9 protein-coding genes are annotated in these 10979 nt (G+C 72.3%); all 9 read left to right on the top strand.

All coding sequences use genetic code 11. From position 1 onward, the window contains the following. The first annotated feature begins 235 nt into the window (after positions 1–235). The 9 genes from ACWEQO_RS30940 (at position 236) to ACWEQO_RS30900 (ending at position 10831) form a co-directional block, all read left to right on the top strand. The gene (locus ACWEQO_RS30940) at positions 236–400 is read left to right on the top strand and encodes a hypothetical protein (protein WP_361448857.1); all 165 of its coding nucleotides are present in this window, start codon (positions 236–238) and stop codon (positions 398–400) included. A gap of 340 nt (positions 401–740) precedes the next feature. Continuing rightward, positions 741–2099: a nitrate/nitrite transporter gene (locus ACWEQO_RS30935; RefSeq protein ID WP_452986015.1), complete on the top strand. Its 1359-nt coding sequence runs from the start codon at positions 741–743 to the stop codon at positions 2097–2099. Between the two features lie 142 nt (positions 2100–2241). Beyond that, positions 2242–3411, top strand: a complete 1170-nt coding sequence (locus ACWEQO_RS30930) for a uroporphyrinogen-III synthase (RefSeq protein ID WP_452986017.1) — start codon at positions 2242–2244, stop codon at positions 3409–3411. A gap of 128 nt (positions 3412–3539) precedes the next feature. Then, a complete protein-coding gene (locus tag ACWEQO_RS30925) occupies positions 3540–4136 on the top strand; it encodes a CGNR zinc finger domain-containing protein (RefSeq protein ID WP_361448863.1) in 597 nt (198 codons plus the stop codon). Positions 4137–4446: 310 nt separating this feature from the next. Then, entirely contained in the window at positions 4447–5058 is a 612-nt protein-coding gene (locus ACWEQO_RS30920) for a sigma-70 family RNA polymerase sigma factor (protein ID WP_361448866.1), read from the top strand. Positions 5059–5132: 74 nt separating this feature from the next. After that, positions 5133–5897, top strand: coding sequence for an anti-sigma factor family protein (locus ACWEQO_RS30915; RefSeq protein WP_361448869.1), 765 nt, complete (start codon positions 5133–5135; stop codon positions 5895–5897). A 60-nt stretch (positions 5898–5957) separates the two neighbouring features. Further along, the gene (locus ACWEQO_RS30910; protein WP_452986014.1) at positions 5958–8258 is read left to right on the top strand and encodes a HelD family protein; all 2301 of its coding nucleotides are present in this window, start codon (positions 5958–5960) and stop codon (positions 8256–8258) included. Between the two features lie 417 nt (positions 8259–8675). Next, positions 8676–10100, top strand: a complete 1425-nt coding sequence (locus ACWEQO_RS30905; protein WP_361448874.1) for an NAD-dependent malic enzyme — start codon at positions 8676–8678, stop codon at positions 10098–10100. A gap of 449 nt (positions 10101–10549) precedes the next feature. After that, positions 10550–10831 (top strand): HU family DNA-binding protein, encoded by a 282-nt coding sequence (locus ACWEQO_RS30900; RefSeq protein WP_042173245.1) that lies wholly within the window; start codon positions 10550–10552, stop codon positions 10829–10831. Positions 10832–10979 lie beyond the last annotated feature (148 nt).

Genomic DNA, 10979 nt, shown 5'->3' with positions numbered 1-10979 from the left:
ACACTCTTTCCCTACCCGCCGCTCTTCCGATCTGGCGTGGCCGTGCGACCCGGCCGGGGGCCGCCGGACAGGGGTTCCGGCGGCCCCCGGGCCGGAGACGGATGCCGTGCCGAAAACCGTGAGCAGTCGGCGGGCATGTGTCACGCAGACGCCCGCATGAGCAGTATCGGGACAGCAGTGGCCGAAGTGCTCACGCTTCGGTGCGGTGGACCGCCGCACCGGTCAGGAGACCCTCGTGAACGATTTTTCCCTCGGCACCGTGCTGATGTCCGTCGGAGCCGTGGCCACCGTGGCCGGAGCCCTCATGTACGTCCTTCCGGGCCCCGGCCTTCCCGTCCTGCTGGCAGGGCTGGCGCTCACGGCCGGCGGAGCCGCCGTACGGATCATCGGCGGCAGGTGAGACGGTCACTTCGCGCCGTGCGTGAGGCGGGCGGTCCAGGAGGCGGGGAGAGGGCGAGGCGCGGGCCGGCCATGACGGCGCGGTACTCGGCCGACTGAGCCTCCGCGTCCAGGAATCCGCGGCCTCCGTGGTGGGTGTCCGGCTCGACGGTGTCGAGCTGCGGTACGGCGCCCGCGGCGTACCGGCACGCCCGGCGCCTCTCGGCTCGCACCCGCCGGGAGTGAGGGCGACGTTCCCCGGTGGTCATCCGCCGGCACAGGGCGGAAACGCCGTCTTCCTATCTTCGGGACAGTCCCTCGCGGCATCCGTCCGCCGCGTCCCGGAGAGCAGTGGAGGCGTCATGACGGCTTCTGGCGGTCGCTGGATCCAGCACTGGGACCCCGAGGACGAGGACTTCTGGCACCGGACCGGGGAGAAGGTCGCCCGACGGAACCTCCTCTTCTCGGTGCTGTCCGAGCACATCGGGTTCTCGGTGTGGACGATGTGGTCGGTGCTGGTGCTCTTCATGGGCCCGGAGTACGGGCTGACCCCGGCCGACAAGTTCCTGCTGACGTCCCTGGTGACGCTGGTCGGCGCCGTGGTCCGGGTCCCGTACACCTTCGCCGTCGCGGTCTTCGGCGGGCGGAACTGGACGGTCGTCTCCGCCGCCCTGCTGCTCGTCCCCACGGTCGCCGCGTTCGCCGTGATGGAACCGGGGACGTCCTTCTCCACGTTCCTGCTGGTCGGCCTGCTGGCAGGCATCGGCGGCGGCAACTTCGCCTCCTCCATGACCAACATCAACGCCTTCTTCCCGCTGTGGAGGAAGGGCTGGGCGCTCGGCCTGAACGCCGGCGGCGGGAACCTCGGCGTCCCGGTGATCCAGCTCGCCGCCCTCGCGGTCATCGGGGCGGGCGGCGGACCGCGGGTGCTGCTCGGCCTCTACGTCCCGCTGATCGTCGCCGCCGCCGTGCTCGCCGGGCTCCACATGGACAACCTGGCCTCCGTGAGGAACGACACCGGTGCCGCCAAGGACGCCGTCCGGGAGCCGCACACCTGGATCATGTCCCTCCTCTACGTCGGCACCTTCGGCTCGTTCATCGGCTACAGCTTCGCCTTCGGGACGGTGCTCCAGAACGAGTTCGGCCGTACGCCGTTGCAGGCCGCGTACGTCACCTTCCTCGGCCCGCTGCTGGGCTCCCTGGCCCGCCCGGTGGGCGGACGGCTCGCCGACCGGTACGGCGGCTCACGGATCACGCTGTGGAACTTCGTCGGCATGGGCGCGGCGACCGGAGTGCTGATCGTCGCCTCCACACAGGAGTCCCTGGCACTGTTCACCGTCGCCTTCGTGGTGCTGTTCGTGCTCACCGGCCTCGGCAACGGCTCGACGTACAAGATGATCCCGGGCATCTTCCGGGCCGAGGCGCGGGCCCGGGGACTGAGGGGCGAGGCGGCGGTGGCGTACGGGCGTCGGCTGTCCGGGGCCGCCATGGGGCTGATCGGCGCGGTGGGCGCGCTCGGCGGGGTCGGCATCAACCTGGCCTTCCGCCAGTCCTACCTCTCCCACGGCTCCGGCTCCGGCACCGGCGCCTTCGTCGCCTTCCTGGCCTTCTACGCGGTCTGCCTGGCGGTCACCTGGGCCGTGTACCTCCGCCGCCCGGCGCGCCCGGCCGGCACGACGGCCGTGGCGGAGGAGCCGCGGGTCAGCCACGCCCGGGTGTGACGTAACACGGGGGACACGAAGCCGAACCGGGCCCGTCATGGAGCATGGGCAGAGTCGGTCGGCACGAGGCCGAGCCGCGTCTCACGCAGCACACCGACTCGAGTGCGGGACGAGAGTCCGGGAATCCGAGAATCCGAGAATGATGGACGACGAACAAGAGCAGTCACCGGAGCACGGGCCCCTCGCGGGCTTCACCGTCGGCGTGACCGCCGCGCGCCGGGCCGAGGATCTGGGCGCGCTGCTCCAGCGGCGGGGCGCCGCCGTGCTGCACGCCCCGGCCCTGCGGATCGTGCCGCTCGCCGACGACGGCGAGCTGCTGGCCGCGACCAAGGAGATCATCGAGCGGGCCCCGGACATCGCCGTCGCCACGACGGCGATCGGCTTCCGCGGCTGGGTCGAGGCCGCCGACGGCTGGGGGCTGGGCGAGGAGCTGCTGGCGAGGCTGCGCGGGGCGCGGATCCTGGCGCGCGGACCGAAGGTCAAGGGCGCGATCCGGGCGGCCGGGCTGACGGAGGAGTGGTCGCCGTCCTCGGAGTCGATGGCCGAGGTGCTCGACCGGCTGCTGGCGGAGGGCGTCGACGGACTGCGGATCGTCCTCCAGCTGCACGGCGAACCGCTGCCCGGGTTCGTGGAGTCGCTGCGGGCCCGGGGAGCGGAGGTGGTGGGGGTGCCGGTCTACCGGTGGATGCCGCCGGAGGACCTCGGTCCCGTCGACCGGCTGCTGGACGCGGCCGTCGCCCGGACCCTGGACGCGGTCACCTTCACCAGCGCGCCCGCCGTCGCGTCCCTGCTGTCCCGGGCCGAACAGCGCGGGATGCTCGACGAGGTCCTCGCCGCCCTGGGCCACGACGTCCTGCCCGCCTGCGTCGGCCCGGTCACCGCCCTGCCGCTGCAGGACCGGGGCATCGACACCGTCCACCCGGAACGCTTCCGCCTCGGCCCGCTGGTCCAGCTGCTCTGCCGGGAACTGCCCGGCCGGGCCCGCTCGTTGGCGGTCGCCGGGCACCGGCTGGAGATCCGGGGTCACGCGGTCGTGGTGGACGGCGAGCTGCGCCCCGTACCGCCCGCGGGGATGTCGCTGCTGCGGGAGCTGGCCCGCCGGCCCGGTTGGGTCGTCGCCCGCGCGGACCTGCTGCGCGCGCTGCCGGGCGCCGGGCGGGACGAACACGCGGTGGAGACCGCGATGGCCCGCCTGCGCACCGCCCTCGGCACGCCGGAACTGATCCGGACGGTCGTCAAACGCGGCTACCGCCTCGCCCTGGACCCGCACGCGGAGCCGGGGTACGCGGAACCGGAGTACGCCGAGGACTGAGGCCGGGGGGTTCCGGCCGGGGGAGCGGGCGGGCACTGTAGGAGGGAGCGGGTTTCCGGGACGGACTTCCCACTCGCTCCGCACCGGCCCCCACGCGGTCGGGGCGAACCCTAGGCGGTGACAGGCACATGGCACTGGGTACGGTCACGGCGCCCCACGAGCTGCGGTTCGACACCGGGCGGATCTGTCTGGATCTCCTCGCGACCGCGCATCCCGAGGAACGGCTCGGCTCCGTCGAGGTGGTGTGCGCCTGGATCACCGGTTCCGGACTCGTCCCGGCGGGCACCCCGCTGGCCCACGCCGACGGCTCCTGGCCGGCCGCCTTCCGCGAACTGCGCGGGCACCTCGCCCGCCTGGTGCGCGGCCGGCCGGCGCCCGGCACCCCGGCGTACGCCCGCGCGCTCGCCCGCGTCAACGACCTCGCCCGTGCCGCGCCCCCGGCGCCGCGGGCGGTTCCCGGTGACGACGGGGCGCTGGTGCGGCGGCTGGACGGGCCGCCCGGCAGCGCGGCCCTGCTCGCGGTGATCGCCCGGGACGCCGTGGACCTGCTCACCGACCCGCTCGCGCGCGCGAGCCTGCGGCAGTGCGAGGGCGACAACTGCCCGATCGTCTACCTGGACACCTCGCGCGGCCGCCGCAGGCGCTGGTGCTCCAGCGAGATCTGCGGAAACCGCGAACGGGTGGCCCGCCACCGCCGCAGGGCCGCCGCCCTGACCCGCACCTGACCCGCCCTCACCCCCGTCCCGGCCCTTTCGCGTCTTCCTCCCCCCAACTCCGCCGTCCCGTATGCGGCTTTCGCTCTCCACCCCGCGAAGTGACTTCGCTTACACCTCGTTTGACCCCCGCGCCGGGCGGGCAGCCCGGCCGGACCGGCCACTGTGGCGGGAATGTGAAGGAGAAGCGGGGGGAATGTGCTCCCATGTCCCGCTCTTCCCCCCGCTCCGCGGAAAACTCTCGCCCCGCGTTGAACACCCGGCCCACCCCGTCCGTACCGGTTGTCGAGCAAGCGACTGGGGGATCCCCCGGACACCGGAGGTGGGCGTGCGCAAGGATGCGGCCGTGGCCAATGAACGTGGAGCGAGGGCCCGACATCGCATGTCTGCGTCCTCATCGCCCTCATCATCGTCTTCGTCTTCGAGCGAACCTGACGAGGAGTTGATGCGTGCGCTGTACCGAGAACACGCGGGACCCTTGCTCGCCTATGTCCTGCGCCTGGTCGCCGGAGACCGGCAGCGCGCCGAGGACGTCGTGCAGGAGACGCTCATCCGTGCCTGGAAGAACGCCGGTCAGCTCAACCGAGCCACCGGTTCGGTACGCCCCTGGCTGGTGACGGTCGCCCGGCGCATCGTCATCGACGGCCACCGCAGCCGGCAGGCCCGGCCGCAGGAGGTCGATCCGTCGCCGCTGGAGGTCATCCCCGCGGAGGACGAGATCGACAAGGCGCTGTGGCTGATGACGCTGTCGGACGCACTCGACGACCTGACCCCGGCTCACCGGGAGGTGCTCGTCGAGACGTACTTCAAGGGACGTACGGTCAATGAGGCGGCCGAGACGCTGGGCATACCCAGCGGCACGGTCCGCTCCAGGGTCTTCTACGCCCTGCGTTCGATGAAGCTGGCACTGGAGGAGCGGGGGGTGACGGCGTGATGAACGGGTACGGGGGAAACCAGGGATTCGGCGCGGGTGGTTCGGGTATGTCTGGTGTCATGCAGGGATCACCGGTGCCGAACGAACATGAGACCGTCGGCGCCTACGCTCTCGGCATCCTCGACGATGCCGAGGCGACAGCGTTCGAGGCGCACCTCGCGAGCTGCGAGTGGTGCGCCCAGCAGCTCGACGAACTCGCCGGCATGGAGCCGATGCTGGCCGCCCTCGCGGACCTGCCCGGCACCGGCACACCGTCGCTCGGCGAGTCGCTGTCGGCCAAGCCGGCGCCGCGCGTGGTGGAGAAGCTGGTCGACGAGGTCGCCGAGCGCCGCGCCAAGAAGCGCCGCCGCAACTTCTACATGGTGGCCGCCGCCGGCGCCCTGATCGTCAGCGGCCCCTTCGTGGCCGTCGCGGCTAACGGCGGCAACGACGGCGGGGGCGGCGGGGGCAACGGCACCAGCCAGACCCTCTCCGCGAACCCCGCGCAGGACCTCTTCGAGCAGATCCCCGACAAGATCACGGCCACCGACCCGGGCACCAAGGTGTCCGTGACCCTGGCGCTGCAGAAGAAGGACTGGGGCACCGGCGTCGTCACGCAGCTGACGAACGTCAAGGGTCCCGAGAAGTGCGTGCTGATCGCCATCGGCAAGAACGGCGAGCGGGAAACCGTCACCACCTGGTCCGTCCCGGAATGGGGCTACGGCCTGGCGGACGCCAAGACGGACAAGGCCAAGCAGCCGCTCTACGTCCAGGGCGGAGCGTCGCTGGACCTCAACGACATCGACAAGTTCGAGGTCATCAACTTCGACGGCGAGAAGCTGGTCGAGGTGGACGCGTAGCCTCACGGGGCCCCCTTCGCGTACGGTTGACGGCTGCCCAGCACGTCAGAAGGGGGCCCGGTGGCCGCTCAGGCACAGCAGGAAACCGCGGTCGATCCGGTTCACGACTCCGTTCGCGACCGGGAGATCGATGCCGAACAGGTACATCTCGACCAGGTGTACCGACGGCTCGAGGAGAAGATCCACGAGGCCGAGTTCCTCATGCACGACGCCGCCCGGGGCGGTCAGGTCGGCACCCCCGGCGCACTCGCCGAACGGGACGCCCAGGTCTTCCGGGCCGGCGTCCACCTCAACCGGCTGAACAACGAGTTCGAGGACTTCCTCTTCGGCCGGATCGACCTGCTCCGGGGCAAGGACGGCAAGAAGGGACCCGACGGCGCCTACACCGCCGTCGAGCCCGCCGAGGGCGCCGTCCGCCCCGACAACACCGCCGACATCGCCGAGACCCTGCACATCGGCCGCATCGGTGTCCTCGACGAGGAGTACTCCCCGCTGGTCATCGACTGGCGGGCGCCCGCCGCCGCCCCCTTCTACCGGTCCACCCCGGTCGACCCGGGCCGGGTGGTGCGCCGGCGCGTCATCCGCTCCAAGGGCCGCCGGGTCCTCGGCGTCGAGGACGACCTGATGCGCCCCGAGCTGACGGCCTTCCTGGACGGCCGCGAGCTGCCCGCCGTCGGCGACGGCGCCCTGATGGCCGCGCTCGGCCAGGCCCGTACCCACAGCATGCGGGACATCGTGGCCTCCATCCAGGCCGAGCAGGACCTGGTGATCCGCGCCCCCGCCGCCTCCGTGACCTACGTCGAGGGCGGCCCCGGCACCGGCAAGACCGCCGTCGCCCTGCACCGCGCGGCCTACCTGCTCTACCAGGACCGGCGCCGGTACGCGGGCGGCATCCTGATCGTCTCGCCCACCCCGCTCCTGGTCGCCTACACCGAGGGCGTGCTGCCCTCCCTCGGCGAGGAGGGCCAGGTCGCCATCCGCGCCATCGGCTCCCTGACCGACGACGCGTCCGGCGCCACCCTGTACGACGCCCCGGCCGTGGCCCGCGCCAAGGGCTCGTACCGCATGCTCAAGGTGCTCAGGAAGGCCGCCCGCGGCGCGCTGGAGCACGGTGGCACGCCGACCCGGCTGCGGGTCGTCGCCTTCGGCCGGCGGATCGAACTGGAGGCCGACGAGCTGGCGGCCGTCCGCCACGCCGCCCTCGGCGGCACCGCGCCGGTGAACCTGCTGCGCCCCCGCGCCCGCAAGCTGCTGCTGGACGCGCTGTGGGAGCGCTCCGGCGCGGCCGGCCGGCACACCGACCCGGAGCTCGCCGCCGAACTGCGCTCCTCCTTCGACGAGGACGTCACCACCGAGGACGACTTCCTCGCCTTCTTCGACGCCTGGTGGCCCGAGCTGACCCCGGCCGCCGTGCTGGACGCCATGGCGGACGAGCGGCGCCTCGGCCGCTGGGCCCGGCGGATCCTCAACCCGGGCGAGGTCCGCCGGGTCGCCCGTTCGCTGCGCCGGGACGGCCGCTCGGTGCACGACATCGCCCTGCTCGACGAGCTCCAGGCCCTCCTCGGCGCCCCCGCCCGGCCCCGGCGCAGGCGCGAACTCGACCCCCTGGACCAGCTCACCGGCCTCGAGGAGCTGATGCCGGTGCGCGAGGAGTCGCAGCGCGAGCGGGCCGAACGCCTCGCCCAGGAGCGCACCGAGTACGCCCACGTGATCGTCGACGAGGCCCAGGACCTCACCCCGATGCAGTGGCGCATGGTCGGCCGGCGCGGCCGGCACGCCACCTGGACGATCGTCGGCGACCCCGCCCAGTCCTCCTGGTCCGACCCCGACGAGGCCGCCCAGGCCCGCGACGAGGCCCTCGGCAGCAGGCCCCGCCGCCGCTTCGAGCTCACCGTGAACTACCGCAACCCGGCCGAGATCGCCGGCCTCGCCGCCAAGGTGCTGGCGCTCGCCATGCCCGGCGCCGAGGCGCCGAGGGCGGTGCGCTCCACGGGCGTCGAGCCGCGCTTCGTCGTCGCGGAGGGCGCGCCGGGCGAGACCGTGCGCGCGGAGACGGCCCGGCTGCTGGAGCGGGTGGACGGCACGGTCGGAGTGGTCGTCGCCATGCAGCGCCGGGAAGAGGCGCGGCGCTGGCTCGACGGGCTGGGGGACCGCGCGGTGGCCCTCGGCAGCCTGGAGGCCAAGGGCCTGGAGTACGACGCGACGATCGTGGTCTCCCCGGCCGAGATCGCCGACGAGTCCCCGGCCGGCCTGCGCGTCCTGTACGTCGCCCTGACCCGGGCGACCCAGCAGCTCACCGTCGTCTCGACGGAACGGGACGAGCCGGACACCGCCGGGGTGCCGGACCTGCTCCGGGACTGAACCCGGAAAAAGGTTCCCGGGGGAATGGCCCCGCGCCATCCGTTTGTTAGCCTGGCAAGTGACACCGGCCCGATCCAAGCCCCCGGGCCCAACCTTCGTCGCTGCGAGCGACCACTTGCCGCGAGGCGAGCATGGCGGGTCGGTGTCACCGATCGACCGAGAGGCCCATGTCACTTCCGGGTGACATGGGCCTCCCGCGTCCCCGCTACCGTGCCGGCCGCGGACCGTCCCGCACAGCGGCTTACGCGCGCCCCCTGCCTCTCGTATGGTGGAACGGTCTTTCCGAAAGATGCCGCAGATACCCGCTTTCCGCGCGAACAAAACGTTCGCAATAGGAGGCGGCTACCGCGTACTCAGGGGTAGGTGCGACGATCGGACGGCACGAACAGCTACAGGTGAAAGCAGAGGAAGTCGGCCATGGCAACGGCGCCCAGCGTCTCCTACTCGATGACCATCCGGCTGGAGGTGCCGTCGAGCGGGACCTCCGTCTCCCAGCTCACCACCGCCGTGGAGTCCTCCGGCGGCACGGTCACCGGCCTCGACGTCACCGCGTCCGGGCACGAGCGGCTCCGGATCGACGTCACCATCGCGGCCACCTCCACCGCCCACGCCGACGAGATCGTGGAGAAGCTCCGCGACATCGAGGGCGTCACGCTGGGCAAGGTCTCGGACCGTACGTTCCTGATGCACCTCGGCGGCAAGATCGAGATGGCGTCCAAGCACCCCATCCGCAACCGTGACGACCTCTCCATGGTCTACACGCCGGGTGTGGCCCGCGTCTGCATGGCGATCGCCGAGAACCCCGAGGACGCCCGCCGCCTCACCATCAAGCGCAACTCCGTTGCGGTCGTGACGGACGGCTCCGCCGTGCTCGGCCTGGGCAACATCGGCCCCAAGGCCGCCCTGCCCGTGATGGAGGGCAAGGCCGCCCTGTTCAAGCGGTTCGCCGGCATCGACGCCTGGCCGATCTGCCTCGACACCCAGGACACCGACGCGATCGTCGAGATCGTCAAGGCCATCGCCCCGGGGTTCGCCGGCATCAACCTGGAGGACATCTCCGCGCCGCGCTGCTTCGAGATCGAGGCCCGGCTGCGCGAGGCCCTCGACATCCCCGTCTTCCACGACGACCAGCACGGCACCGCGATCGTCGTCCTGGCGGCCCTGACCAACGCGCTGCGGGTCACCGGCAAGACCATCGAGAACATCAGGGTCGTCATGTCCGGCGCCGGCGCGGCCGGCACGGCCATCCTGAAGCTGCTGCTCGCGGCCGGTGTGAAGAACGCCGTCGTGGCCGACATCCACGGCGTGGTGCACGCGGGCCGCGAGGACCTGGTGGACACCCCCGCCGACTCCCCGCTGCGCTGGATCGCCGACCACACCAACCCGGAGAACCTGACGGGCACCCTGAAGGAGGCCGTGCGCGGCGCGGACGTCTTCATCGGCGTCTCCGCCCCGAACGTCCTCGACGGCGCGGACATCGCCGCGATGGCCGAGGGCGCGGTCGTCTTCGCGCTCGCGAACCCCGACCCCGAGGTGGAACCGGCCGTCGCCCGCGAGACCGCGGCCGTGGTGGCCACCGGCCGCTCCGACTTCCCGAACCAGATCAACAACGTGCTGGTCTTCCCGGGCGTCTTCCGCGGCCTGCTGGACGCCCAGTCCCGCACCGTCAACACGGAGATGATGCTCGCCGCCGCGCAGGCCCTCGCCGACGTGGTCACCGAGGACGAGCTGAACCCGAACTACATCATCCCGAGCGTGTTCAACGACAGGGTCGCGGGCGCGGTCGCCGACGCCGTGCGGGAGGCGGCGAAGCTGACGCGGACCCCGGCCTCCGCCTCCTAGCGGCCCCCGGGCCGGGCCGCGCCGCTGTGACCATCACCACGACAGGTGTGCGACCGGCGCGTCGTGGAACCCTTGGTGTACGGCCGCGCTCTATCGTGGCGGCCGTACACCAAGGGTTCCGCCCCCGGCTCCCGCGCTCTGCTGCCGGAAGCGGACGCAGTGTCACCGACATCAGGCCGCCGCGTTCCCCGTATGACCCCCATGGGTGACTCCCACGGGTGTTCTCACGGTTCCCGCGGGTGCCGGATTGGCGTTACTGCCGCAGGTAGAGGCAGGATGCTGCACCAGGACAACGTCCAGGGGGCAGCACCTCCAGGGGCGTGCGGGCCCGACAGGACCCGGGTCCGGGCCCTCACCGAGGACCCTGGCAGCATCGGCTCGACCGTGCCCTGCGTGCGGCCCTGCCGCGTGGCACGCCTCAACGGCAAGAAGAACACGGGAGTAACAACATGAACCGCAGTGAGCTGGTGGCCGCGCTGGCCGACCGCGCCGAGGTGACCCGCAAGGACGCCGACGCCGTGCTGGCCGCGTTCGCCGACATCGTCGGCGACATCGTCTCCAAGGGGGACGAGAAGGTCACCATCCCCGGTTTCCTGACCTTCGAGCGCACCCACCGTGCCGCTCGCACCGCGCGCAACCCGCAGACCGGTGAGCCGATCCAGATCCCGGCCGGCTACAGCGTGAAGGTCTCCGCGGGCTCGAAGCTCAAGGAAGCCGCCAAGGGCAAGTGATCCTGCCGTTCGTACGTCCCGGGACGGCGTACGACGCACAGTGACGTCAAAAGGGCGGCCACCCGAACGGGTGGCCGCCCTTTCGGCAGGACCGGATCAAGCCGACCGAGGGCCTTGCCCCCGGCCGGTCGGGGGCCGGGGGCTCGGG

It is taken from the genome of Streptomyces sp. NPDC004051 (genome assembly GCF_053604275.1).
Note: the sequence above shows the minus strand (reverse complement) of the source record. Positions and strands in the feature narration are given on the sequence as shown.

What these genes read in the sequence shown, in the direction of transcription:
- ACWEQO_RS30935 (WP_452986015.1), top strand. Translation starts at nt 741, where the DNA reads ATGACGGCTTCTGGCGGTCGCTGGATCCAGCACTGGGACCCCGAGGAC.
- ACWEQO_RS30930 (WP_452986017.1), top strand. Translation starts at nt 2,242, where the DNA reads ATGGACGACGAACAAGAGCAGTCACCGGAGCACGGGCCCCTCGCGGGC.
- ACWEQO_RS30925 (WP_361448863.1), top strand. Translation starts at nt 3,540, where the DNA reads ATGGCACTGGGTACGGTCACGGCGCCCCACGAGCTGCGGTTCGACACC.
- ACWEQO_RS30905 (WP_361448874.1), top strand. Translation starts at nt 8,676, where the DNA reads ATGGCAACGGCGCCCAGCGTCTCCTACTCGATGACCATCCGGCTGGAG.
- ACWEQO_RS30900 (WP_042173245.1), top strand. Translation starts at nt 10,550, where the DNA reads ATGAACCGCAGTGAGCTGGTGGCCGCGCTGGCCGACCGCGCCGAGGTG.